This is a genomic window from Peptoclostridium litorale DSM 5388 (assembly GCF_900141635.1).
Taxonomy (GTDB): domain Bacteria; phylum Bacillota; class Clostridia; order Peptostreptococcales; family Peptostreptococcaceae; genus Peptoclostridium; species Peptoclostridium litorale.
In genome coordinates this window covers 20,881-47,442 of sequence record NZ_FSRH01000012.1, presented here as the reverse complement: position 1 = coordinate 47,442, position 26,562 = coordinate 20,881, and the positions used below count along the sequence as shown (strand labels likewise).

The window sequence follows — 26,562 nt, the reverse complement described above, 5'->3', positions numbered from 1 at the left end:
CATGTAAATGATATCAGATTTCAAGCGCAATTGGGACGACAAAATATCAGATATAATACATGTGATTCAAAATATACCCTATATGATATTATACATTATACTGCGTATGTTTTCAGGAGTTTGATTTGTGCAAATTCATAATAATCAGGTATAAATTATTTAAACCTACTTTCCGCGCATTGTTAATACATTTGTTTAATATGGGTATAATTAAACAAATGTATATTTGCGGGGTGATGCATATGGATATTAAGAAAGCTATACTGATTACGCTGATTTGTTTTGGCATTATGGGGTTTATTTCATCTGCTCAGGAGGAAAAGACATCGCCTGGAATAAGCGCGGACATAGACGTTGTATCTGAGTTGAACTGGGATATGGAGACAGTACCTAAAGTAAGTGAGGATATAGGAATTGTAATAGAGGGCCAAGATTTTGGGAAAGTTATATCTCCTATAGTATACGAAGGAAGGGCATACCTGCCTGTGAGATTTTTGGCTGAACTGCTGGGGACTGCTGTTTTTTGGAATGAAGATGAAAAGACAATAGAACTTGGAGAAAAGAACAAAGGGATAGGTGTCAATGTATATGAATATGAAGACAGGTTTAATTCGGAATATACTACTGACGAAGATATACTGAATATAAATGGAGAAAAAGGAGAGTACGGCATAGTTTTCAGAAAGGATTTTGGGGACAGCGGCAGTGATTCGGTAGGATATATAAACTACGCGGCAATAGTGAGGCCCTATGGCGCATATCAAAAGTTTGGAGGGTCAATACATCTGGAAAACGACACTAATGCAGACGAGGTGCTTTTCAAGTTTTATGAGAATTATGCTAGGGAAACGCTCATAAAGGAAATTCGGGTTAGAAGAGGCGAGAGGGTGGACTTTGAAATAGACATACCTGGAGTTCAAAGCATATATATATATCAAAGGAGCGAAGACAGGATAGAAAAATATAGCGATCCTGTAAAGATGGTTATAATAGAGCCGTATTTCAAATGATGGTTTAATGAAGTGTATTTATAGGAGAAAGCTGTTTTTATGAGGATTTGTCATATGACAAATCCTCCATTTACGCTCAGGACTTGTCCGGTTATGAAGTCTGACTCGTCACTGGATAGGAAGAGTGCGCTGTGAGCTATGTTTTGAGGTTTTCCTATTCTCATCAAAGGGGTTTCATATATTAGACTTTGTATGTCACTCTCGCTGTAATCCGAGAGCATGTCGGTTTGTATCACTCCCGGGGCTATGCAGTTTACCTGAATATTTGAAGGTCCCAGCTCTTTTGCAAGAGCTTTTGTAAGCCCTATGACCCCGGCCTTTGCGGCAGAATAATGGACTTCACAGGAGCCCCCCACAAGCCCCCACATTGAAGATATATTTATGACCTTGCCTTTTTTAACCGGTAGCATGTATCTAAGTGCGCTTTGAGTGCAGTTGAAAACTCCCTTCAAATTCACATTCATCATGCTGTCCCATTCGTCTTCTGTTATGTCGGTGAAAAGACTTGAATCAGATATGCCTGCATTGTTTATAAGAACGTCTATCGAGCCGAACTTTTCTATGCAAAAATCAACCATGCTGTCTACTTCAGTCCTATTTGAGACATCGGCCTTGAATGATTCAGCGGACATTCCGCAGGATTTAAGATTTTCCACAAGATCTTTTGCATCTGCAGCTGAACTGTTGTAGTTGACAACAACTCTATATCCTTTGTATGCAAAAATTTCTGCAATGGATTTTCCTATACCTTTCGAGCCCCCTGTAACTAGGACTGTTTTTCCTATATTCATAAATCACACCTCGTATTAATAGTATTTATTTGGATGAGAGCGGCCAAACACACCAGTTGTAATGAAAGTAGTATAAATGCGATTGGATACTTGTTGCGCATTATATGGTACATTTAACATTTTAATGCATAGGGAGATTTTTTTACAGACTATTTGAAGTTATTATGAAATGTATAATTAAAAATACAGATTTATATACGCGTTTATGGGTAATAAATAAAATGTTGGCAGTCCCACACTGTCGATACTATTTTCCTTTCTCAACAGACCTGCAGTCCGGTGGACTGCAGGTCTGTTGACTTTACAGAATTTTCAGAAAGATGAAATTTGACAGGGCTTAATTATTCGAGTATAATTTCTTTAAGTGTCTTTTAAATAGACATGCTACATATTCTCTATGATTTTTATGAGAAAATAAATTGTGGGAGAGTTGCATTATATGATAAAAAAGATATTTACTGGACTATCGATTTCTCTTATTACTTTGAGTTTGGGAATGGGGGCTGTATTTGCAGCTGGAAATAAAGTTGTAGAAGTGGATGCACAGACGCTGAATGTAAGATTGGGTGCGAGCTTAGATTCAAGCATAATATATAAGGCAGGAAAGGACCAAAGCTTTCCGTTTGTGTCTCGTGATGGAGAATGGATAGAAATAAAGCTGGATAATGGAAGAGATGGGTGGATTCACTCTGATTATGCAAATATAAAAGAGGAATTAAAAACTGGGGTAATAAACCGTAAAGACGTCAGCATGAGAGAGGGAGCGAGCCTTGTGGCCCCTTCAGCAGGAGATTTGGACAAAGGTGACAAAGTACAAATAATTGAAGAGTACGATGATTGGACTAGAATAAGGCTTGAAAATGGTGCGGAAGGGTTTGTCTATTCAAGCGTAATATTGGTAGAAAAGCATTCTTCGGCTGTAAGCAGGGGCGGAAGCAGGAGCTCCAACATGCTTAGGCTTGCAACTTCAAAGATAGGGGCCGGGTATTCAAGAGGAGCAGAGGGCCCGAATTCATTCGATTGCTCGGGATATGTGAAATACATATATAAACAGGCTTATGGAAAGGAACTTCCTCATAATTCAAGGGCACAGTATTCTGTGGGAACTTCGGTTTCAAAGGGCGAGCTCGTTGCTGGGGATATTGTTTTCTTTGCCACTGCAGGAAGCAGCGATATAAATCATTCTGGCATATATATAGGTGATGGAAATTTCATACATGCATCTTCATATGACGGAATGGTTTTAATAGATCCGATGGACACTGGGCATTACAGCAAAGCATACAGAGGAGCAAAGAGAGTGCTGGAATAAGGCGAAAAAGATATAACGAAAATTGTGTACATAAAAGCCTCCGGAAATTTTCCGGAGGCTTTTATGCGCATAATAGAAAATGTGAAGTAATAACAAAAATAGCTGTATACAAGCAAAAAAAGGATCAATGCAACAAATGCTATGAATATATATGCTTTTATGGATAGAAAATATACAATTGTATTGTTAATAACAAGATTTGATTAAAAAGCATTCTATTTAATTAGTAAGGATAAAATTTTATTATCATAAAAATGGAAAAAGCATAGCGGTATGTGTACTGGAAATATACAAAATACGTTAGAATATGCCAGCTACAAGGATTTCAGCAATTGAAATTAAAGTTCAGAAAATTTAGTTAAATTAATATCTTTTGTTGAAATGTGTTTGAGTGTAAGATATCATTACGTTAAACAAATACAAACCATATGAAGGCAGTGAGAGACACCTGACTAAAAGGTGGCCGACGGGGCAATATCACAAAACGCCAATGTGTGATAGAAACTCTCAGGCAAAAGAATTGCTGCTGGATGGAACTCTGGAAAAACCGTACATAATTCGGCACCGGCGGATTTGGGAAACCCCCTTCATCCAAGGTGAAAACACAGAGGGTATGATGGCGCACGAGTTTATTGTCATCATATCCTTTTTTGCGTATTTGGACACTAAATTGATTATCAGAGTAAATATAAATCAATTTGGGTAGATATGTAAACGCTTAAATTAATATTCAATTCAAATGCATAATAAAGAAATACAGTGGGTAAGAAGGTATTGTGAAAGATGCTTTCAGTATTGAGAGGAGGATGTTGTTAGTGGAAAATGTAAAAAAGACACCTATGTATGAGCTTCACAAAAAATATGGTGGTAAGATGATTGAATTCTGTGGATGGGCTCTTCCAGTCCAGTATGAGGGAATAAACGCAGAACACGAAGCAGTGAGAACTAATGCGGGAATGTTTGACGTTTCACACATGGGTGAAGTTGAAGTCAAGGGAAAAGGTGCAACTGATTTTATACAAAATCTGGTTGCAAATGACGTAAAGGTACTTGAGGACAACCAGGCTCTTTACACTCACATGTGCTATCCTGACGGAGGTACTGTTGACGACCTTCTAGTTTACAAATATACAAATGACGACTACCTTCTTGTAATAAATGCAAGCAATGTAGAAAAGGACTACAGCTGGATGGTTGAAAATACAAAGGGATTCGACGTTGAGACAAAGAACATATCAGACGACATTGCTGAAATTGCGCTTCAGGGCCCAAAGGCTCAAGAAATACTTCAAAAGCTTACAGACACCAATCTTGATGAAGTCAAGTTCTTCTACTGCAAGAAGGACGTTAACATAGCAGGAGCAAACTGCATGATATCAAGAACTGGATACACTGGAGAAGACGGATTTGAAATATACACTTCAAACGACTCTGCTGCAGATGTATGGGAAAAGATAATGGAAGCTGGAAAAGACGAGGGACTAAAGCCTGCTGGTCTTGGATGTAGGGATACTCTTAGATTCGAGGTTGCTCTTCCTCTATATGGACAGGAACTTGACAAGGACATATCTCCGCTGGAGGCAGGCCTTGGATTCTTTGTAAAGCTGGACATAGAAGACGATTTCATAGGAAAAGACGCACTTAAGAAGCAAAAGGCAGACGGTCTTACTAGAAAGATAGTTGGCTTTGAACTTAAAGGAAAAGGAATCCCAAGACATGGATACGACGTTCTTTCAAATGGAGAAAAAATTGGTTTTGTAACTACAGGATACCAGTCTCCATCAACAGGAAGACTAGTTGGACTTGCAATGGTTGACATTGCACATGCAGAGCTTGGATCTGAAATAGAAATCCAGATAAGAAAGAAAGTAGTTCCTGCTGAGGTAGTTAAGAAGAGATTCTACAACAAGAGCTACAAAAAATAGATTACAAATAGATGATTAATAATATATAAATGGGGTAAAAAGGAATACTCGAGGCCCTATTGGCCTCAAGAATACTAATAAAATAAAAAAATGAAAATACAGGGAGGAATTTAACATGAGTAAAATAGTTGAGGGTCTTTATTACACTGAGCATCATGACTGGGTAAGAGTAGAAGGCGACAAGGCATACATAGGAGCTACTGACTACGCTCAGCATGCTCTTGGAGATATAGTTTACGTAGAGCTTCCAGAAGTTGACGACGAGTTTGGTGTAGAAGAGTCTTACGGAGTAATAGAGTCTGTTAAGGCGGCTACAGACGTATACATGCCTGTGGCTGGAAAGATAGTTGAAATAAATGAAGAGCTTGAAGATGCTCCAGAAAGTATAAATGAAGACCCATATGGAAAGTGGCTTGTTGCTGTTGAAATGTCAGATAAGTCTGAGATTGAGAAGCTAATGGACGCTAGCGCTTACGAAGCATTCTGCAGCAAGGAGGACTAATATGAACAAGTACATTCCAAATACAGAAGCTGAAAGAAAGTCAATGCTCGAAAGTATGGGAATGAACTCTATGAATGACCTTTTTGCGGATATTCCAGAGGACCTTCGCCTTGGAAGGGACCTTGATATTCCTGATGGCCTTTCGGAAATGGAGCTTTCCAAGCACATGAGCGAGCTTGCAGCAAAGAATAAAAGTGAGTTAACATGCTTTATGGGTGCTGGTGCATATGACCACTACATACCATCACTTATAAACCACCTTATACTTCGTCAGGAGTTTTTCACTGCATATACGCCATATCAGCCGGAGATAAGCCAGGGAACACTTCAGATGATATTCGAATACCAGAGTATGATATGCGAGCTTACGGGCATGGATGTTTCAAATGCATCAATGTATGATGGTGGAACAGCGTGCGTAGAGGCTGCCATAATGAGTCTTGCAGCCAAGAAGAAAAGCGACAATATAGTAGTTTCAAAGACGGTACATCCTGAGACCATAAAACTTCTTAAGACTTACATGAAGGCAAAGGGAATAGATGTCATAGAAGTGGACATGGACAACGGAGTTACAGACCTTGCGAAGCTTAGGGAGGCTGTAAACAAGACTACTGCAGGTGTAATAGTTCAAAGCCCTAACTTCTTCGGAATAATAGAAGATGTGCAGGCTGCAGCTGACATAGCGCATGAGCAAAAGGCTCTTTGCATAGACTATGTGGACCCTATATCTCTAGGCCTTCTTAAAAAGCCTGCAGACATGGGAGCAGACATAGCTGTTGGAGATGCCCAGTCGTTTGGAAGCGCACTTAACTTCGGCGGACCTTATATAGGATTCCTGGCTACAAACTCAAAGCATGCAAGAAAAATGCCAGGAAGAATAGTTGGGCAGACTGTCGACGTCGAAGGCAAAAGAGGATTTGTTCTTACGCTTCAGGCGAGAGAGCAGCACATAAGAAGAGAAAAGGCTACATCAAATATATGTTCAAACCAAGGACTTTGCTCTCTTATAGTTACAATTTACCTTACTACAATGGGTAAAGAGGGACTTAAAGAGGTTGCTACACAGTGTATGGAAAAGGCTCAGTACGCTTACAAAAAGCTTACAGAGTCTGGAAAGTTCAAGCCTATGTTCGAAGGGAGACCTTTCTTCAAGGAGTTTGCGCTTACAACAGGCGTTGACGTTTCAAATGTGAACAAGAAGCTTCTTGAAAAAGACATACTTGGCGGATACGAGCTTTCAAGAGATTTTAAAGACATGAAAAACGGACTTCTTCTTTGTGTTACAGAGAAGAGGACTAAAGCAGAAATAGACCTGTTGGCACAGGTAATGGAGGTGGCTGAATAATGAAATACGATAAGCTTATTTTCGAAGTTTCGACAGAGGGAAGAGTTGCGTACAGCCTTCCAAAATCAGATGTGCCTAAGGTGGAAGCGAGCGAAGCGATACCAGCTGAATTTTTAAGCGATGTGGCTCCTGAGCTTCCAGAGGTTAGTGAAGTTGATGTAATAAGACACTTTACAAACCTATCTAAGAAGAACTTTGGCGTTGACGAAGGCTTCTATCCACTGGGATCTTGTACGATGAAGTACAACCCTAAGATAAACGAGGACATGGCAAGAATACCTGGCCTTGTAAATGTACACCCTTACCAGCCTGAAGAGACTGTTCAGGGATCTTTAGAGCTTATGCACAATCTTGATGGCCTTCTTGCGGAAATAGCAGGAATGGACAGAGGATGCCTTCAGCCGGCAGCAGGTTCTCATGGAGAATATACAGGGCTTTTGCTTATAAAGGCATACCATGAAAAGAGAGGCGACACTAAGAGAACTAAGATAATAGTTCCTGACGCCGCTCACGGAACAAACCCTTCAAGTGCTCACGTTGCAGGATTTGAAGTTGTTGAGATAGCGTCAAACAAAGACGGCGGAGTTGACATAGACAACCTTAAGGCTGCTCTAAGCGACGAAGTTGCAGGATTAATGCTTACAAACCCAAGTACTCTTGGATTGTTTGAAGAAAACATAAAGGAAATAGCTGCTCTTATACACGAGGCAGGAGGACTTCTATACTATGATGGAGCCAACATGAATGCCATAATGGGAGAAGCAAGACCGGGAGACATGGGATTTGACGTTATGCACTATAACCTTCACAAGACTATGTCAACTCCTCACGGTGGAGGAGGACCTGGAAGTGGAGCGATAGCTGTCAAGGAACGTCTTGTTGAATTCCTTCCAGTGCCAGTTATAGAGAAAAAAGACGATTCATATGTGCTTGACTACGACAGACCGAATTCAATAGGAAAAGTTAAAAACTTCTATGGAAACTACGGCGTGTGCTTAAAGGCATATGCATATATGCTTACAATGGGAGGAAAAGGACTTAACGAGGCGAGCCAAAATGCTGTACTGAATGCAAACTACCTTATGAACAAGCTTAAGGGAGAATACAATCTTCCTTTCGACAGAGTTTGCAAGCATGAGTTCGTACTTGGAGGAATCAAGGAGGGCGATGTAAGCACGCTTGACGTTGCTAAGAGACTTCTTGACCATGGATACCATCCACCTACAGTATACTTCCCTCTTATAGTGAACGAGGCTATAATGATAGAGCCTACGGAGACTGAAAGCAGAGAAACTCTTGACGGCTTTGTAGAGGCTATGCTTAGCATTGCAAAAGAGGCGAAAGAGGATGCAAGCATTCTAAAGAATGCTCCTTACAACACAGAAGTAAGAAGGCTTGACGAAGTTAAGGCGGCAAAAGATCTTGTACTTAAATGGGAAAAATAATATTTTAAACTTGCATAAAAATAATATATGACAAAAATACAAGTGCCGGCAGAATATTCTGCCGGCATAAAAAACAGCAAAAACAGCAAAAAGCGATAAAAACTCGAATAATAGATACGCGTGACGAATGAATTGTATGTGTTGAATAGAATTATAAATCTGTTATAATTTATAACATGCAGGTATAAAATCATATGGGAGGTACAGGTCTTGAAACTTATAGACGGAAAAGCAGTATCAGCTGAAATTAGAAAAGAACTTGAAGTAGAAGTTAAAAAGCTAAAGGAAGAAAAGGGCATAACACCAGGACTTGCAGTTGTGCTTGTGGGAGAAGACCCAGCTTCAAAGACATATGTAGCGAGCAAGGAAAAAGCTTGTGAAAAGATAGGGATCTATTCAGAAGGTCATAAACTTAATGCAGACACAAGCGAAGAAGATCTTTTAAACCTGATAGACGAACTGAACAACAAGCAGTCAATAGACGGAATACTTGTTCAGCTTCCTCTTCCATCTCACATAGATGAGAAAAAGATTATAAACAGAATAAATCCTGAAAAGGATGTGGATGGATTCCACCCTATAAACGTAGGAAAGCTTTCAATAGGCGAAGAGGCATTCATACCATGTACGCCTCACGGAGTAATAAAGCTTATGGAGCATGAAAATATAGAAATGGCAGGCAAAAAGGCTGTCATAATAGGAAGAAGCAACATAGTTGGAAAGCCTGCGGCAATGCTTCTTCTCCAAAAGAACGCTACAGTTACAATTTGCCACTCTAGAACAAAGGATCTTGTAAAAGAGGCAAGCGAAGCAGACATTCTAGTTGCGGCAATAGGAAAACCTAACTTTGTCACAGCAGACATGGTAAAAGAAGGTGCTGTGGTAATAGATGTGGGTATAAATAGAGTCGACGGAAAGCTTGTTGGAGATGTTGATTTTGAATCAGTGAAGGAAAAGGCCGGATATATAACTCCTGTTCCAGGCGGGGTTGGCCCTATGACAATAACAATGCTTCTGTTCAATACTGTGGTATCTGCAAAGAGAAAAGCTAAATAATAAGGGGGAATTTATAGTATGAAAACTGACGTTCAAATAGCACAGGAAGCCAAGATGCTTCCGATAGTAGACATTGCAAAGGATCTTGGCCTGAAGGAAGACGATATAGAGCTTTACGGAAAGTATAAGGCGAAAATATCGCTTGACGTTTACAAAAAACTTGAAGACAAGCCTGACGGAAAGCTTGTGCTTGTAACTGCTATAAACCCTACTCCAGCAGGAGAAGGTAAGACTACTACAAACGTAGGTCTTAGCATGGGTCTTAACAAGATAGGCAAAAAGACTATAACTGCACTTAGAGAGCCTTCTCTTGGACCTTGCTTTGGAGTAAAAGGTGGAGCAGCAGGCGGAGGATACGCACAGGTTGTGCCAATGGACGACATAAACCTTCACTTCACAGGAGATATACACGCTATAACTACTGCAAACAACCTTCTTGCAGCTCTTCTTGACAACCACATAAAGCAGGGCAACCTACTTGAAATAGACCCTACAAAGATAACTTGGAAAAGATGCCTTGACATGAACGACAGAGCTCTAAGAGACATAGTAATAGCTCTTGGCGGAACTGGAAACGGAATTCCAAGACAAGACGGATTTGACATATCAGTTGCATCTGAAATAATGGCAATACTGTGCCTTGCTACAAGCATGACAGACCTTAAGGAAAGGCTTAAAAAGATGATAGTGGGATACACTTATGACAACAAGCCTGTAACAGCAAATCAGCTTCATGCTACAGGATCACTTGCACTTCTTCTTAAGGATGCCATAAAACCTAACCTTGTTCAGACTCTTGAAAACACTCCGGCTATAATACACGGAGGACCTTTTGCAAACATAGCACACGGATGCAACTCTGTAATGACTACTAAGACGGCTCTTAAGATAGCTGACTACGTGGTTACGGAGGCAGGATTTGGAGCTGACCTTGGAGCTGAGAAGTTCTTCAACATAAAGTGCAGATATGCAGGACTTAAGCCAGATGCAGCAGTGGTTGTAGCTACAGTAAGAGCGCTTAAAAACCATGGTGGGGTTCCAAGGACAGAGCTAAACAACGAGAACATGGAAGCTCTTGAAAAAGGATTTGGAAACCTTGAAAAGCAAATAGAAAACGTTCAAAAATTCGGAGTGCCTGTTATAGTTGCCATAAACGCATTCCCTACAGATACTAAGCAGGAGCTTAAGTTTGTTGAGGAAAGATGCAGAGAAATGGGAGCAGATGCTGTACTTTCAGAAGTATGGGCAAATGGCGGAGAAGGCGGAGTTGCTCTTGCAAAGAGAGTTGTTGAAGTTGTTGAAAGCGGAAAGGCAAACTTCAAGCCTCTATACGATCTGGATATGCCTATAAAGGAAAAGATAGAGACAATAGCAAAAGAGATATATGGAGCTGACGGAGTGGACTTCACTGCAAAGGCTGAAAAAGAAATAGCTAAGTATGACAGCATAGGACTTTCAAAGCTTCCTATATGTATGGCTAAGACTCAGTACTCGCTTTCGGACAACCCTAAGCTTCTTGGAAGACCTTCAGGATTTAGAGTAACAGTAAGTAATGTAAGAGCTTCAGCTGGAGCAGGATTCCTTGTAGCGCTTACCGGAGACATAATGACTATGCCGGGACTGCCTAAGGTTCCAGCGGCAAACAAGATGGATATACTTGAAAGCGGAGAAATAATAGGATTGTTCTAATGGGAAAAAATTATACTGGTGGACATGGCTCATCATTACAATAACCCTTGCATATTTCACATCGGGGAAAACTTAGGTTTTCCCCGATCTTATACAATCCATTATAGAATAAATCGATAGAAACGACACTGTGAATAAAGGGAGGAAATAAAATGGCTTTTATAATTGAAAATGGGGATGTAAAGAAGGCTCTTCAAAAGAGCATAGAGGAATCACTAAAAGACAGAGCAGACAACGCATGTGCAACATGAGACATCAACGCGGTCCTTGCAGTTGCATGGGGAGTTAAGGAGTCTGTAGAAGTAAGTGATGCTGACGAAGTTCAAAAATTCATGGACGATACGGCGGGTTCTGTAATTGAACTTGAAAATGGAGAAAAGGTTGACTTTATAAAGGGCGGAGTAAAAGTAAAAGGAGACAATGCGCTTCTAATATACAGATACCAGCTTATACAAAAATAGTAGTGTTTTTAATTTTATCAATTACATTAATAATAAACAGGCCGTGTAAAAGCGGCCTGTTTATAATTTGGAATCATATTTTTTATAATTATAATGGTAAAAATTAAAACTGCTTTGTCATATATCAAATGGGTATTTATTAATTGCAAAGGGTGAAGGGGACTGACAGATCAATGGATACTATTCGCACAAAATATAATGGTGACAATAGGTTCACTCCATTTTGCAATAGTGATATAATATACTATAATCATTGGGTGGAGTGGATTTTTCTTGGATAGAGCAGGTGAAACAATGGACTTTAGCGATAAGATATTTGAATATGTATATAGGTATAGAAATAAAGAAGATATAATAGCAGTAATTCTTGTGGGGTCGAGCTCTCAAATGGCGCAAAAGCCTGAAATAGTTCCAGGGGACATAGACCTCTTTGTAATCACGTCTTCAGGAAAATTCCAGGAAAGAAAGATAGTCAAATCCGAAGGCCTTGAAATCGACATAAATTATTTCCCGCTGGAGGTTGCAAAAGACCTAATAGAAAGTGAAAAGATGTTTATTGTACACGAGCTTGCAAACAGGGCATTTGTGATAAGCCAAAGTGAAAATGCAGCAGACAGCCTTATAGATATGGCGAAAAAGAAATATGAGAAAGGGCCAATGCCACTGCCAGAGGAACTTGTAGCACTTGAAATGAACCAGCTAAAAGGGCTTATTGAAGGGAATAGCAAGGAGGCCGATCCGGTTCAAAATAGATTTAGCAGGATAATTATATTCGAAAGGCTTATAAAAGCATATTTTACAGTAAATGCCATATGGCTTCCGAAGGAAAAAAGAATATTAAAAGAGCTTAAAAAAATTAATCCAAGGCTATACACAAAATCAAGTGAATTCCTAGAATGTTTCGAGCTTTCAAAGCTTGAGGACATATACTGTGAAGTCTTTGGGAAAAGACCCATTGTGCAAGAGATAAGCCTTGTATACAGTGAATAAAATAAGGCACTAAATGCGCCTGGCAAACAATTTTGGAATATCGAATGGAGGAATTAGATTTGGATAGAGAAAGAATAAATAAGGCTGTCATAGAGATAATAAAGGCGGTAGGTGAAGACCCTGAAAGAGAGGGGCTTAAAGGGACGCCAGACAGAATAGCGAGGATGTATGAAGAGATATTTTGCGGACTGAATGAAGACCCTAAAGACCATTTAGAAGTGTATTTTGAAGAAGAAAGCTATGAGGAGATAGTGCTTGTAAAGGACATACCGTTTTATTCAGTATGCGAGCACCACTTCGTGCCGTTTTTCGGAAAAGCACATGTGGCGTATATACCAAAGGGAGGAAGGCTTACAGGGCTTTCAAAGCTTGCCAGGGTAGTGGAGTCTGTGGCAAAGAGGCCTCAGCTTCAGGAGAGAATAACCCAGACTGTTGCAGATGCAATAGTTGAAAAACTTGCGCCTTATGGAGTGGTTGTCGTGATAGAAGCCGAGCACATGTGCATGACAATGAGAGGCGTTAAAAAGCCAGGTTCTAAGACTGTGACATCTGCAATAAGAGGAATATTTAAAAATGATACTGCGGCTAGGGCGGAGGTCATGAGCCTTATAAATCAAAAATAGATGATCAAATAAAGTGAAAGGAGGCATTTGGCTTGTTTGAATTTTCGAAAAAGACTTATATAATGGGAATACTCAATGTCACTCCAGACAGTTTTTCAGACGGAGGAAGATATAATGAGGCAGAGTCGGCTATTAAAAGGGCGATTGAAATGCAAAACCAGGGAGCGGACATAATAGATGTAGGCGGAGAGTCTACAAGGCCTGGGCATACCCCGGTAAGCGAGCATGATGAGATAATCAGGATTTCAAAAGTGGTAAGGTCATTGAGAGAGAATATAGACATACCTGTATCAATAGACACATACAAGTCAAATGTGGCAGCTTGCGCATTAAAGCTAGGTGCAAGCATAATAAATGACATATGGGGGCTTCAAAAAGATCCGGAAATGGCAAGAATAGTTGCGCAAAATGACGCATATGTAGTTGCCATGCACAACCAGGATGGAACAGAGTATGAAGCGGACATAATGGAAGAGATAAAGAGTTTTTTGAAAAAGAGCGTAGAAATAGCCATAAATGCAGGAGTGGACAAGGACAAGATAATACTGGATCCGGGAATAGGTTTTGGAAAGACTCCTGAGCAAAATATCGAGGTGATGGCAAGGCTTGAAGAGCTAAAAAGCCTTGGATACCCAATACTTCTTGGAGCGTCCAGAAAGTCGATGATAGGCAAGATACTCGATCTTCCTTCGAATGAGAGGGTTGAAGGCACTGTAGCAACCACTGTAATAGGCATAGAAAAGGGAGTGGACATAGTAAGAGTCCACGATGTAAAGGAAAATTACAGGGCTGCAAAAGTAGCTGATGCCATACTCAGAAGGAGGGGAATTTAGGGTGGATGAAATACTTTTAAAGGGAATGACCTTCTATGGCTACCATGGAGCACTTGAAGAGGAAAACCGTCTGGGGCAAAGATTCATAATAGATGCAAAGCTTGGACTGAGCCTTCAAAAGGCCGGCGAGACAGACCAGCTTGAGCATACTGTAAGCTATGCCGATGTATTTGAAAATATCAGGAATATATGCGAAGGGGAAAGATACAGCCTTATAGAAGCTCTTGCCCACAGGATTGCGCAGTGTATACTTGATAATTTTAATATTGTTCAAAAGGTGCAAATCAGTGTAAAAAAGCCTCAAGCTCCAATAAGCGGCATGTTTGACTACATGCAGGTTAGCGTGAGGAGGGTCAGAAATGGCTGATGCATTCATATCTTTAGGGAGCAATATGGGAGATCGGCTTTTGAACCTTAAAAATGCCATAGAAAAGATACAAGGCCTTGAAGATACAAATGTATTATCGAAGTCATCAGTATATGAAACTGAGCCCTGGGGCCTTGAGGAGCAGGACAGTTTTTTAAACATGTGCATAAATATAGAGACAGGGCTTTCCCCTAGAGAGCTTCTCCAAAAGCTTTTGGGAATTGAATCAGAGCTTGGGAGAAAGAGAATTATAAGATGGGGGCCAAGGACTATAGACCTGGACATACTCATATATGACGACATAAGTGTTGAAGAGGAGGATCTTTTAATCCCTCATCCAAGGATAAGCGAAAGGGCGTTTGTGCTTATGCCTTTGGAAGAGATTGCAGCTGGAATGACTATAAACGGCAGGAGCATTGACTACTGGCTGAAGAAAGCGTCAAATCAAGGGATAGCAGTATATGAGAAAGAATAAATGCATATAGAAGATTAATGAATTAGAATAATCCCACTTTGATTGGAAAAACAAGTGTGAACTTCGAAGTCTGTCAAGAAATTGATGCATTTTCTCCGAAAAAAAATATAAAAACTTCTATAGTTTTGCAGGCATATAGAGCAATGGATTTTATTGTTGCTTTATATGCCTTTTTTGATAAATTATTGAAGTGAAAGACTGTAAAAAAATATTCCAGCCAATTGGAAGTTTTAGCGATCTTCAAATATATCCAATCTTTAAACGGTAAAGTTATCTACTATTTTACTTAATTCTTGAGAGATTGCATGCAGCCTAGTTGTTAATTTAGATACTTCTTCAATCGTTGCTGATTGTTCTTCTATAGATGCAGATATTTCTTGTGTTGATCCAGCCGATTGTTGTGTAATAGCTGAAATTTCTTCCATAGCTAACATTACAGTATCTTTATCTGTATTAATTTGATTGATATTTTCTATAAGTTCGCTAGCTTCATTAACAATAATATTAATAGCACTATTAATATTTTCAAATGCTCTGCCAGTATTAACAGATACTTTATTAGTTTGTCCTATTGCTTCTTTTGAAAAATCCACTTGTATTTTTGCATTCTTTATCTCACTTTGAATATCCTTCGTGGTATGTTCAATTTCCCCAGCATTTACTGAAACTTGTTCTGCCAATTTTCTTATTTCTTCTGCTACAACAGCAAAACCTCTTCCTTGTTCACCTGCACGAGCAGCTTCTATAGCTGCATTAAGCGCTAACAAATTTGTTTGTTCAGCTATAGTTTTTATTGTATCCGTTATTTGACTTATTGAGCTGGACTTTCCATCTAGTAAATTTACCTGAGTGTCCACTTTTTGGATAATGTCATTATTATATTCAACAGTATTATGTAATTCATCAATAGATTGAACTCCGACTTTATTAAGTTCCATTATTTGTTCTATATGTGTTTGGATTTCATTTGCATTATTAACACACTTGTTTATTTTTTCTGCCAAAATATTAAGCTTGTCAGAGCCTTCTTGAGTGTTTTTTGCTTGCTCATTAGCTCCTTTGGCTACATCATCAATAGCGTTGGCAATTCCATCTACAGATGCCGCTGTTTGATCCATTGAATCCGAAAGATTTAAAGAACCATTTCCTATTTCTTCCGATGTGTTTTTAATGTTCTTAATTATATTTTGAATATTATTCTTTGTTTGTACAATGGCTCCTGCTAATTGTCCTATTTCAGAGTCATCTGCAGTAATTTCTAATTCTTGGGTTAAATCTCCATTAGACATAACTAGCATATTATCTTTTAGCTTTATTAATGGATTGATTATTTTACGGGTCGCTATTATAAGATTTATAACTATAACTATCGCAGTTAAAGTCATAATTACAATCATGGATACAATATATGAATGTAATTTGTTGCTGTGCTGTTGTAATTCTTGCTGCACCCTATCATTTAGAGTTGTCTGGAATTTGGTAATTGGAGCCATGATTTTTGTTTTCTCAGCCTCATAATGTTCACCGAACATTAACTGTCTAGCAAGTTCAAAATCACCATTCTCAACAGCCTTTATTGCCGCTTCCTCTGTTACGATTAATCCATCTGAATTTTTTTTTGCTTCCTCAATTAAATTTAACTCTTCTTGTGTTGCATTTAATTCTTCCAGTCTTTGAACAATCCTATCTCTTGTTTTTGTTTCATTTACTTCTCTCAAGTAATTATCCAAATGCATTTTTTCTCCAAATTGTGCATAATATCTCATCTCATTTGTTAAATAGTCTGATGCGTTGGCTAAGTCTATTCCAAGTTGTTTAAATTCTTTACTTCGCTCTTGATCATCGATTACTTTATTAAAAGTTATAGATATCAATAATGAATTAATAATTAATATTGCTATCAAAAACATATTTAATGCTCCAGTAAATATATTCATTGTTGACTGTTTAATTGATTTTCTTTTCATTTTAACATCCCTTCTGACATTAGTTCATCTTTGAAATTTTCGATTCAAAAGCTCAATCATATTGGTTGATGAAAGCTTCTTGAATAACGTTCACCAGAGCTATATCTGAACGTGTGCAGACTTAATTGTGCGCTAGAATTTTTTTAATTGACAAGCTTGAACTTGCTTATATTTATCTCGAGCTCTTTCGCAAGGCTCTTAAGGTCGTTTGAGGTTGAATTGAATTCGTTTATCACGGCGCTTACCTCTTCTGCTGATGCAACAACTTCCTCTGTGCTAACTAAATTTTGCTCCGCCACATTGGATATGTTGACTATTTTATTTGAAATAATCTCTTTTTCTTTGTTGGTATCGCAGATGGAGTGTTCTATCTCTTTTATCTTGTGAATCAATGAATCGACCGAGCTGATGATGTTGGTGAAGATTTCTACTGTCTTGTCTACGGAGTAGGTCTGCTCATTAATAGTCATCTTTACGATTTCCATTGAATCCACAGCTGATTTGGATTTGGATTTTATTTTCTCGATTACGGTATTGATTTGCTTTGTAGATTCCTTTGATTGTTCCGCCAAAGTTCTTATTTCATCTGCTACAACCGAAAATCCATTGCCTGATTCTCCTGCCCTTGCGGCTTCGATGGCAGCATTGAGCGAAAGGAGGGTGGTCTGATGGGCTATATTGTCTATGGCGTGTGCCATGACTTCGATTTCAGCCGCCGCATTGTTCATATCGACAACTATGTCATTGACTTCAAGGCTTGAAGAATTCACCTGGGCTGTTTTGCCAGTGAGCAGGTCCATGACTTCAAGTCCCTCTCTGCTGTGCTGCGTGGCATGGGTTGATATGTCATTCATCTCTTTTGCCAGATGTTCGATTTTTTCGATCCCGTTTGCAAGCATGTTGATTGATTCAACGCCGCTATAAATATCTGAAGACTGCGATGCGGCGCCAAGGCTTACCTGGTCGATGGCAGCGCAAACTTCGTTCATTGCCGTAGATGTTTCTTCCACATTTGATTTCAATATGTCAGAAGCCGAAGATATTGTTGTGCAGGAGTGCTTAACATTGTAAATGAGGTTATTTATGTTTTCTATCATATTGTTGAAATGTGTCCCTAGGTTTTCAAATTCATCTTGAGTTCTTATGTTGCTTTTGACTGAAAGGTCCCCAGAGGATGCTTTTTGAAAAAGGCTTATCATTTCAAAAAGGTGTTTTGAAATTGAATTGCTTGCAGTCAAAGCTACAAAAACAGCTATGAATGCTATGAGCAATATGGAAATCAAAGTGAAATTCTTTATTGCATTTGTGTCGGAAAGTAATTCCCCTTTGTCCAATGACGCCATTATTTTCCAGCCGGTCGATGAATTTGTGCTGAAAACGGCAAAAGCATCATCGCCTTTGTATTTATATTGAGAAAAACCGCTGCTGTTTGAAGCGACACTATTCCAAATGCTTAATATCTTTGAAAGGTCGGCCCCTAAAAGCTCTTCGTCAGGATGCGCCAGTATTAATCCGTTTGCATCTGCTATTACTACGTATCCGCTAGTGCCTATTTTCACTTCTGAAAGACTTTTTGAAAGCTCATCCAAATCTATATCGCATGCTACAACTCCTACAATTTTATCGTTGCTTTTTACAGCCTTCGATACTGAAATCACCAGTTCGCCTGTATTTGCAACATATGGCTCCGAATAAGCCAGGCCGCCTGCTGACAGCGCGCTTGTATACCAGGGCCTGACTGTGGGCCTGTATCCGTCCGGCAGTTGTTCGAAAGGATACACATAAAATTCATCAGAAGAAAGGCCGAAGTAAATGCTGGAAATATCAGGGTTGTTTTTTTGGACTTCTTCTAAAAGACTATTGGCATTTGACAAATTTGCTGAATTTAAATGGATCTCTTCGAAATTGGAGTTGTTGGAAAGCATGTTTATTGTGCTTTCAAAGCCTTTGAAGTAATTGTCTATGCCTTTGTTCACCTGCTCGACATTTTGCTGAGAGGTCAGCTTAAGCTTGTTTGACAGCAAGCTGTATGACTTTTTATATGACAGGCTGCCCAGAGCAACCACTGGAACAATGCAGACAATGAGCAACATGGCTGTCAGCTTTGTCTTTATGCTTTTTATTTTCAAAATTTTTTTCATATGATGATGACTCTCCTTTTAGTTTAGAATATTGCACGGTTGAACATAGATCACCTTGCAATTGTAAAAAATATCGACAAGGTTGCTACAAAACACACTATTACAATGGGAATGAATAGGCATTCAGATGGAAAACGGCGTGATTTTGTGCAAATGGATGTGACTGCTGCTTTTTTATGCTTGCTTTTTTTGAAGTTTCTAATGGATCTTTTCTTGTCAAGGTCAATCAGATTGTCATATTCAAACATACATATCCCTCCATGGAAAAAAATATTTTTTAATACAAATTATAGAAGCAATATACATGCCAACAATACGAAGGTAAAGCCCGATGAGGATTTGATTAAAGCACGCTTTAATTTGGCACAATAATTGCTTGATTATAAAAATGTCATTCATTGTAGATTGTAATAATTTTGTGGAGAGGGGGCTTATACTGTGATTTTTCAAATCAAGTGCAATCAAATCAAATTAAAGGAATTATCGTTTCAAAGAAACTCCCGGTGCTTGAGTTTAAAAAAGTTTAAATTGCAATTTGTTGAATATTATTAGGAGGGGTCATATGAGTAATTCTTTTTTGGCAATGAAAAAAAGTTTTAAGAAAGCGGCAGTCGCGCTTATGATGTGCTGCATAATGATATCAAGCATTTTCGCCAGCAGATCGTATGCATCTGGAGGCATGGATCTTGGAGGAGGCGAAGGAGGAATAAAGCCGCTGCCGGGATGGTCAATGCTGAGCATACTGTGCGGGCTTGGAATAATGTTTGTGGTGCTCGTGTGGTTTGTGGGAAGGACAAGACAGACATCCGCCGAGGACTTTCTGACGGGCGGAAGGGACATAGGACATGGAATGATCAACGCATCTGTAATTGCCACATGGATTTGGGCAGCAACGCTTATGATGAGCAGCTGGACCGCATATTCATATGGTTTCATAGGCCCTTGGTGGTATGGACTTGGAGCTGTGCTGCCGCTGCCGATAGTGGGATTCTTGGGCAAGAGGCTGAGAGAGGTAATGCCTAATGTGCGCTCTTATCCAGAGTTTTTAAAATCAAGGCTGGACACTAAAAACCACATACTTCTTACTATGATATCAATATTGGTAAGCGCAGCTGTTGCAATAATGATAGTAACAGGAGCCTCCGTTATGGCGGTTGCATTTGCCGACGTGCCGTTTTGGCTTGTGGCGGCGCTTTTCCTGATAATATTCGTGTCGTACACGTCTATTGCAGGACTTTGGGCAAGCGTATTTGCAGATACGCTTATGACTCTTTTGATGTACGCAAGCATGGCTGTCATAATTTTCGGAGCTATATTCCTTGTAGGACCTGGGGCCATTTATGACGGGCTTGCAGAGGTTGTCAAAACAAAGCCTATGCTTCAGCCGAATGCAGGCGCTGTAATGCAGGCAAATCAGCATGATCCTCTTAACTGGCTGAATATTGGCGGTATAGGATTTTTGATTGTAAATATAATAGGCAACCTGGGCGCTGTAATTTGCAACCAGACATACTGGGCAAGGACAATAGCTGCAAAGGATGCGAAAACCGTTACAAAGTCGTTCCTGTCGGCTGCATTTTGCTGGGCGCCGATTCCAATAGCTGTCGCTTCTACGCTAGGCCTTTACGGGCTTTCAAAAATGCTGGTTGTAGGGCAGACATATGATTACAACGGCATACAGATGATGTTTGCCGAAGCCGAGGCGATTGCACCTCTTAGCGCATTCCTTATAATGGGATTCGCAGGGCTGGCATTTTTTATATTGGCAGTCGTTGGGGCTTCTATAAGCACCGGGGCTGGAGAGATAATGTCAGTTACAACCTGCGTTGTAAATGACCTTTATGGGGCTTACATCAACAAGAATGCCTCTGAAAAGCAGGTTCTCTTCCAAAGCAGGCTTTGGCTTAGCCTTACAGCCATCATTACGTACGCCCTTGTGATGCACCTAAGGGCAATACACTTTCCGTTTGCGGGGATGTACCAGGCAATGGGAATATCGTTTTCATCTGCTGTAATCCCGCTTGTACTAGCTCTTTTGTGGTCAAAGACAAACCGAAACGGAGTTTTCTGGGCGATAATAGGGGGAGCGTTTGCGGGGCTGTCGTACTGGTGGTCTGTAGGATTTGACATGAGCTGGGGAGTTGTTTGGAGCAACATAATTGTAATGTGTGTTTCGCTTGTGACTGTCACAGTATGGTCGCTTGTGAAGCCTGAAAACTTTGACTACAGTTCACTGAGCGGCGGATTGGATGAATCAGACATTGGAAATGAAGCTAAAATTATATAGCGTTCACATTTTTAACTTGAAGTGGAGGGATGGAATTGATTTCTAAAAATGCTTTCATATTTATATACATGCTGGGAGTCGCATGGTTTGTAATTGCTGCCGTATACACATACAAGTCTGTGTTTAAAGATTTTGCAGAGATGTTTAAATCAAACAAATAATTGTTGTTGATTGCCATATCCCGTGTCGAAAAGCGATATATTTTGACGCGGGATATGCTGTTTTGGAGTCATATATTAAAACACCGAAGGAGGCAATTTTGCACGCGGAGGCAAAATTGCCTCCTTCGTGAAAAAGTTTCAAAAAGATTCAGAAAACAAACGTTTTCCGGTTTTCAAAAAAACAAAACGGAGGCAAAAATGCCTTGTACATTATGGATTTCGAAATGTCGATGGGTATCGGTTGTTTAAATAGGGCTTGAAAATATTTAGCTCCATTCGTGGAAAAGCACAAATATAAACGGATATACGACAATGTTTAATTTTTTTAGCCACTAGCCGCGAAATTGGCACGGGTTTTGCTCTATAGTATGTCAGATTCAAAAAAACTATCGAGGAGGCATTTATTATGTCAAAAGAAAATCAACCAGCAAGTGCACTAAGTTCACCAAGGTTTTGCAACACAGGAACATTTATGCGTATGCCAAGAATGACTGAGCTAGAAGGTCTTGATTTTGCAGTAGTAGGGGTTCCGTTTGATACTGCAAGTTCATATAGAACGGGTTCGAGATTCGGACCAAGTGCAATAAGAAACATATCTTCACTTATAAAGCCGAACAACGTTAATCTTCAGGTTAATGTACTGGAAAGTCTTAAAGGAGCAGATTGTGGGGATGTGAATGTTGTTCCAGGATGGATTCATGAGACTTTTGAAAACATTGAAAACGAGCTGAAGCCTATACTAGATGCAGATGTAATACCCATAATATTAGGAGGAGACCACTCTATATCGCTGGCGAACCTAAGGGCAATAGCCAAAAAGCATGGCCCGGTTGCAATGGTTCACTTCGATTCACATGCAGATATAAATGACAAGGTATTTGGAATGCCTCACAACCACGGTACTCCATTTAGAAGAGCACACGAAGAGGGACTTATAGATCCAGACCACGTAATACAAATAGGAATGAGAGGATCGCTTTATGATCCTGACGAGCACAGAGTAGCTGAGGAAGAGCTTGGCTTTAGACTTATAGCAGCTCACAAAGTAAGAGAGATGGGCATAGAGGGTCTTATAAAAGAGATAAAGGACAGAGTAGGAGATAAAAAGGTATTCCTTACTTTCGACATAGACTTTGTAGACCCTGCTTATTGCCCAGGAACTGGAACTCCAGAAGTTGGAGGATTTACAACTCTTGAGACTCTGACTATATTGAGAGAGCTTAAGGACTTGAATTTCGTAGGCTGCGATATCGTAGAGGTTGCACCACAATACGATCCTAGCGAAATGACAGCTTTCATGGCTGCGAATGTGGCATTTGAATTCATATCAATGCTTGCGGCAAAGAAAAACAAGTAAAATAAAGCGCTATTGGATTATTCAGAGTATAATAATTGTAAATGAAAACAAATGAGCATTTTGACACTTAAAATAACAAGTATATATACTCCTAGTTAGGTGCAAAATACCACAAGAAAGTATTTTCTTGTGGTATTTTGGCAAAAAAGATAATTATTCGGGAGGTTTTAATATGGAAAATGCAGTGAGAAAGCAAGTTTTGGAAAACGTAGTCCCGCATGACATAGACCCCAACGATCCGGCGGATCTCGACCGTGTACACCTGGACAGTAAAAGCTATAAGAAAGGCCTAATTAAAGCTTTAGCATACACAGCCATAGCTATATTCGTATTTTTCTGGCCATTGACTGTAGGCGATACTACAGACGTACCTTTCGGACACATATATAAGTTCCTTCTGAATCTGACAGGCGTATACGGGCTTTACGCCGTGACAGGCATGACAGTTGTAAATGCGCTCTTGAGCTTTTACGGTAAATTTGCATCCAAGGAAGGGTCAAAGCTTTATGACTACTATGGCCACGACTCGATATTCCACCCGTTTTTCTATGCACTAGGGGCTATATTTACACTGATGTATACTCTAGATGCGAACTTGGCAGGCTACAGCGCCCCTCACCTTATAGTAGGGCCTGAAACTGGGGGTACAGTTGTGCCTGCAATAGTAATGGGTGTTGCATTCATAATACCTGTAGGCGCTATGACAATGCCTTTTCTTTTGAATTACGGAGGCATAGACTTCATAGGAGCCGTGCTTGAGCCGCTTATGAGGCCGGTATTCAAGGTTCCTGGCAAAAGCGCAGTTGACGCACTTGCATCATTTGTAAGCTCTTCATCTATGGCCGTAATAATAACAAGCAAGCTTTACTATTCAAAGGTGTATACAAAGAGAGAGGCTTCGATAATATGCACCTGTTTTAGCGCAGTAAGCGTAGGATTTGCAGTGCTTGTAATACAGACAGCCGGGCTGGGGGAGCATTTTTTAAAGGTTTATTTTTCAACTCTTGTAATTGCATTCATGGTTACATTCTTTATGGTTAGAATACCTCCGCTTTCGAAAAAGGCAAATGAATTCTGTGATGGAAGCCCTCAGGTCTTATCTGAAACCGGGGAGAAATTCCACTTGGGCCTGTTTAAAAGGGGAGTTCACAGGGCAGCAAAGAGGGCGTTCCTTGCCCAGCCTCTTCACAAGGAGATAAAGGCGAGCCTTGTAGATGGATTTTTAGTAATACCAAAAGTCCTTACGCTTCTTTCGGCGGTTGGCATACTTGGGCTTATAATTGCAGAACACACTCCGATTTTCCAGTGGATAGGAATGATTTTCGTACCTTTCATAAATATTCTTGGAGTTCCTGATGCAGCAACAATAGCGCCTTCACTTCCTGTTGGAATAGCTGAGATGTTCCTGCCTGTTCTACTTATAGCAGACAAGGTGGATGTGTTGAGCGTGCAGTCGAGATATTTTGTAACGGCAGTTTCAATGGTCCAAATAATTTTCTTCTCAGAAACAATAGTTGTAATGATTGCTACAAGACTTCCTGTAAAACTCAAGGAGCTGGTAATTTGTTTTCTTGAGAGGACATTTATTGCCATGCCTTTAGTTGCGGTAGCTATGCATATTTTGTTCTAGCCTAAAATAAAAGATAAAATTCTGGCAGAAAAACTCTGCCTTAATTTTATCTTTTAGATAAAATTGTGGTATTATAGAATAAATGTATAATTATTCTATTGAAAAGGTGTTGAGCTTTATGAAAAGTCAATTTAAACTGGAAAAGGATTTTTTCATATATGAGGACGAAAAGGATTTCGATGAAATAATTCGAAAGTTTCAAAGTTCAAATACCGTGCAGCTTCCAGTACTCAGCATAGACAAGCATGTCGTGGGGGTCCTTTGCATTTGTGACTATGTAAAATGCAACTGTGTAAAAAGAGCTGTGAACACCAAATTTGCATCAATACAAGAAACCGAGCATATTGCGGATTTTAAAAATATAGACCAAGAGGTATTTCCATTTGTAAACCGCTTTAAAAAATATATTGGCTTTGTAAGAAAGGCAGATATATTAAAGTACATTGAAATCAAAAGATTCAAACAGGCCTTTAATGATAAAAATAAAAAAGAACTTAAATTTTACAGGGACATTCACAGTGAGTTAAACAGCATATTAGAGCTGTCGTCTGACGGGATATTCATAACAGATGGAAGCGGAAATGTGCTTAGAATGAACAGCGCATGCGAAAAACTGGACGGAGTGAAAAAGGAAAACATAATAGGCAAGAATATGGATGAGCTTGTAAGGACAAGCATGTACTCCAATTCAGTAGCGCTGCAGGTGCTGGAGCAAGGACAAAGGATAACGGTCATTCAAAAGGTTAATAATGGAAAAGAAGTCGTATCTACGGGAACTCCGGTTTTTAAGGACGGCAAAATTTCAATGGTTGTAGTAAACGTGAGAGATGTTACAGAGCTCAACAATTTGAAAAATCAACTGAAAAAAGCAAACGACATATCAGAGAAGATCTCTTTTGAGCTTGAGACGCTTAGGATGCAGCAGATGGACACCGGAAATATGATACTGGACAGTCCGGCTATGAAAAAAATCGCGCAGTTGGCTTTAAAGGTTGCAAAGGTGAGCTCAACGGTACTGATAGAAGGGGAGTCTGGTGTTGGAAAAGGCGTTATAAGTAAATTCATACACAACAACAGCAGCAGAAAAGAAGGGCCGTTCATAAAAATCGAATGCTCATCAATACCGGAAAATCTTTTGGAGTCTGAGCTCTTTGGATACGAAAAGGGGGCTTTTACTGGAGCGGAAAGGACAGGCAAGATAGGACTTGTCGAGCTGGCAAATGGCGGGACGTTGTTTCTGGATGAAATAGGAGAGATTCCGCTGAATACACAAGTAAAGCTGCTAAGGCTCATACAGGATAGAGAATTTCTGAAAATAGGGGGAAAAACTCCCATAGCTGTTGACATAAGAATAATAGCAGCAACAAACAAGGACTTGAGAAAGCTTGTTGCCGAAAAAAAATTCAGGGAAGATCTTTTTTATCGCCTCAATGTAATTCCGGTATATATTCCACCGCTAAGGGAAAGAAAAGAAGCGCTGGGATCAATGATTCTGAAAAACATAGAACAATTCAATGAAAAATATAAAATGGATAAGGAACTGGACCCTGAGGCATTGAAAAAGCTCATGAACTACAAATGGCCGGGCAATGTCAGAGAACTTGAAAATATCATGGAAATGCTTGTCGTAACCTCGACAGGGAGAATTATAGATATTTACGATTTGCCGGCTAATATAAAGGAATCTGACGAGATTTTGAGCATAGCCTACGGGAGTTCATTCAAAGGGATTATGGATGATTATGAGAAGAAGATTCTCTTGAAAGCCATGGAGGAATCATCAAACACGCAGGAAATGTCAAAAATTTTGGATATCGATTCAAGTACAATAAGAAGGAAACTGAAAAAGCACAATATTAAAATAGCATACTAAAAATAGTAAGCAATATGTAACAGTTGCAATTGTCAAAGCCCCTAAAGGGGAAATCTTTATAGAACTGTTGACAAATCATGAACATAACAACCATCGCTATAGCATTTGAAAGAGAGGGTTGTTTTTTTTTGACTTTTTAGGGCCTGTATTTGAAGAAGTAGATTATTAGATATTTAGATTTGTGCATTTTATGTAATTTTTTTGCCAAGTCATTTCAAATCTTATTTTCGTGGAGACATTAGTTTTATAATAAGGATAGGGTACAAGGAGTTTGTTGTCAACCACCGGAGCAGTGTATCAAAACGAGACGATAGCTTCATTT

General features: G+C 39.5%; 22 protein-coding genes and 1 riboswitch. Of the genes, 19 read left to right on the top strand and 3 right to left on the bottom strand.

The genetic code is table 11. From position 1 onward, the window contains the following. Positions 1-242 precede the first annotated feature (242 nt). Complete coding sequence (locus tag BUQ87_RS11275; RefSeq protein WP_038267035.1) at positions 243-1,010, top strand: stalk domain-containing protein; 768 nt, start codon at positions 243-245, stop codon at positions 1,008-1,010. Positions 1,011-1,060: 50 nt separating this feature from the next. On the opposite strand, the gene ymfI is transcribed toward BUQ87_RS11275, so the two are convergent. Next, positions 1,061-1,801 carry an elongation factor P 5-aminopentanone reductase gene (gene ymfI, locus BUQ87_RS11270; RefSeq protein WP_038267037.1) on the bottom strand — a complete coding sequence of 247 codons (741 nt, stop codon included), beginning with the start codon at positions 1,799-1,801 and terminating at the stop codon, positions 1,061-1,063. Between the two features lie 439 nt (positions 1,802-2,240). Here ymfI and BUQ87_RS11265 point away from each other — a divergent pair, with 439 nt between their 5' ends. From BUQ87_RS11265 to folK, 13 genes are all read left to right on the top strand, one after another. After that, complete coding sequence (locus BUQ87_RS11265) at positions 2,241-3,113, top strand: C40 family peptidase (protein WP_052636270.1); 873 nt, start codon at positions 2,241-2,243, stop codon at positions 3,111-3,113. A gap of 428 nt (positions 3,114-3,541) precedes the next feature. Further along, positions 3,542-3,646, top strand: a riboswitch (glycine riboswitch). Positions 3,647-3,919: 273 nt separating this feature from the next. Then, complete coding sequence (gene gcvT / locus BUQ87_RS11260) at positions 3,920-5,038, top strand: glycine cleavage system aminomethyltransferase GcvT (protein WP_038267141.1); 1,119 nt, start codon at positions 3,920-3,922, stop codon at positions 5,036-5,038. A gap of 115 nt (positions 5,039-5,153) precedes the next feature. Beyond that, positions 5,154-5,540 carry a glycine cleavage system protein GcvH gene (gene gcvH / locus BUQ87_RS11255; RefSeq protein WP_038267043.1) on the top strand — a complete coding sequence of 129 codons (387 nt, stop codon included), beginning with the start codon at positions 5,154-5,156 and terminating at the stop codon, positions 5,538-5,540. A 1-nt stretch (position 5,541) separates the two neighbouring features. Further along, on the top strand, positions 5,542-6,885 hold the full coding sequence (gene gcvPA / locus BUQ87_RS11250) for an aminomethyl-transferring glycine dehydrogenase subunit GcvPA (protein ID WP_038267046.1): 1,344 nt from the start codon (positions 5,542-5,544) through the stop codon (positions 6,883-6,885). Beyond that, on the top strand, positions 6,882-8,330 hold the full coding sequence (gene gcvPB, locus BUQ87_RS11245) for an aminomethyl-transferring glycine dehydrogenase subunit GcvPB (RefSeq protein ID WP_038267048.1): 1,449 nt from the start codon (positions 6,882-6,884) through the stop codon (positions 8,328-8,330). Before gcvPA ends, gcvPB begins: the two co-directional genes overlap by 4 nt. A gap of 210 nt (positions 8,331-8,540) precedes the next feature. Next, complete coding sequence (folD, locus tag BUQ87_RS11240; RefSeq protein WP_038267052.1) at positions 8,541-9,386, top strand: bifunctional methylenetetrahydrofolate dehydrogenase/methenyltetrahydrofolate cyclohydrolase FolD; 846 nt, start codon at positions 8,541-8,543, stop codon at positions 9,384-9,386. A gap of 18 nt (positions 9,387-9,404) precedes the next feature. Next, entirely contained in the window at positions 9,405-11,075 is a 1,671-nt protein-coding gene (locus BUQ87_RS11235) for a formate--tetrahydrofolate ligase (protein ID WP_038267055.1), read from the top strand. 332 nt (positions 11,076-11,407) lie between these two features. Continuing rightward, on the top strand, positions 11,408-11,536 hold the full coding sequence (locus tag BUQ87_RS15690) for a hypothetical protein (RefSeq protein WP_278309053.1): 129 nt from the start codon (positions 11,408-11,410) through the stop codon (positions 11,534-11,536). A 294-nt stretch (positions 11,537-11,830) separates the two neighbouring features. Then, complete coding sequence (locus tag BUQ87_RS11230) at positions 11,831-12,526, top strand: hypothetical protein (protein ID WP_038267057.1); 696 nt, start codon at positions 11,831-11,833, stop codon at positions 12,524-12,526. A gap of 59 nt (positions 12,527-12,585) precedes the next feature. Continuing rightward, positions 12,586-13,149: a GTP cyclohydrolase I FolE gene (gene folE / locus BUQ87_RS11225; protein WP_330391345.1), complete on the top strand. Its 564-nt coding sequence runs from the start codon at positions 12,586-12,588 to the stop codon at positions 13,147-13,149. Between the two features lie 32 nt (positions 13,150-13,181). Next, positions 13,182-13,982 carry a dihydropteroate synthase gene (gene folP / locus BUQ87_RS11220; RefSeq protein ID WP_038267063.1) on the top strand — a complete coding sequence of 267 codons (801 nt, stop codon included), beginning with the start codon at positions 13,182-13,184 and terminating at the stop codon, positions 13,980-13,982. Then, positions 13,954-14,349, top strand: coding sequence for a dihydroneopterin aldolase (folB, locus tag BUQ87_RS11215; protein WP_200774464.1), 396 nt, complete (start codon positions 13,954-13,956; stop codon positions 14,347-14,349). Before folP ends, folB begins: the two co-directional genes overlap by 29 nt. After that, positions 14,342-14,824, top strand: coding sequence for a 2-amino-4-hydroxy-6-hydroxymethyldihydropteridine diphosphokinase (gene folK / locus BUQ87_RS11210; RefSeq protein WP_038267069.1), 483 nt, complete (start codon positions 14,342-14,344; stop codon positions 14,822-14,824). The genes folB and folK overlap by 8 nt, the downstream gene beginning before the upstream one ends. A gap of 257 nt (positions 14,825-15,081) precedes the next feature. Here folK and BUQ87_RS11205 read toward each other — a convergent pair whose 3' ends face one another. Next, complete coding sequence (locus tag BUQ87_RS11205) at positions 15,082-16,791, bottom strand: methyl-accepting chemotaxis protein (RefSeq protein WP_052636273.1); 1,710 nt, start codon at positions 16,789-16,791, stop codon at positions 15,082-15,084. 143 nt (positions 16,792-16,934) lie between these two features. Continuing rightward, entirely contained in the window at positions 16,935-18,932 is a 1,998-nt protein-coding gene (locus tag BUQ87_RS11200) for a methyl-accepting chemotaxis protein (RefSeq protein ID WP_038267071.1), read from the bottom strand. Between the two features lie 562 nt (positions 18,933-19,494). Between BUQ87_RS11200 and BUQ87_RS11190 the strand changes: the two genes are divergently transcribed. The 5 genes from BUQ87_RS11190 to BUQ87_RS11175 all read left to right on the top strand — a co-directional run bounded on the left by BUQ87_RS11190 (position 19,495) and on the right by BUQ87_RS11175 (position 26,240). After that, a complete protein-coding gene (locus tag BUQ87_RS11190; RefSeq protein WP_038267076.1) occupies positions 19,495-21,219 on the top strand; it encodes a sodium:solute symporter family transporter in 1,725 nt (574 codons plus the stop codon). Between the two features lie 35 nt (positions 21,220-21,254). Beyond that, complete coding sequence (locus BUQ87_RS15685) at positions 21,255-21,380, top strand: hypothetical protein (RefSeq protein ID WP_278309052.1); 126 nt, start codon at positions 21,255-21,257, stop codon at positions 21,378-21,380. Positions 21,381-21,786: 406 nt separating this feature from the next. After that, the gene (speB, locus tag BUQ87_RS11185) at positions 21,787-22,737 is read left to right on the top strand and encodes an agmatinase (RefSeq protein WP_038267078.1); all 951 of its coding nucleotides are present in this window, start codon (positions 21,787-21,789) and stop codon (positions 22,735-22,737) included. Positions 22,738-22,909: 172 nt separating this feature from the next. Continuing rightward, positions 22,910-24,367 carry a YjiH family protein gene (locus tag BUQ87_RS11180; RefSeq protein ID WP_143182463.1) on the top strand — a complete coding sequence of 486 codons (1,458 nt, stop codon included), beginning with the start codon at positions 22,910-22,912 and terminating at the stop codon, positions 24,365-24,367. Between the two features lie 118 nt (positions 24,368-24,485). Next, entirely contained in the window at positions 24,486-26,240 is a 1,755-nt protein-coding gene (locus BUQ87_RS11175) for a sigma-54 interaction domain-containing protein (protein ID WP_038267080.1), read from the top strand. Positions 26,241-26,562: the final 322 nt, after the last annotated feature.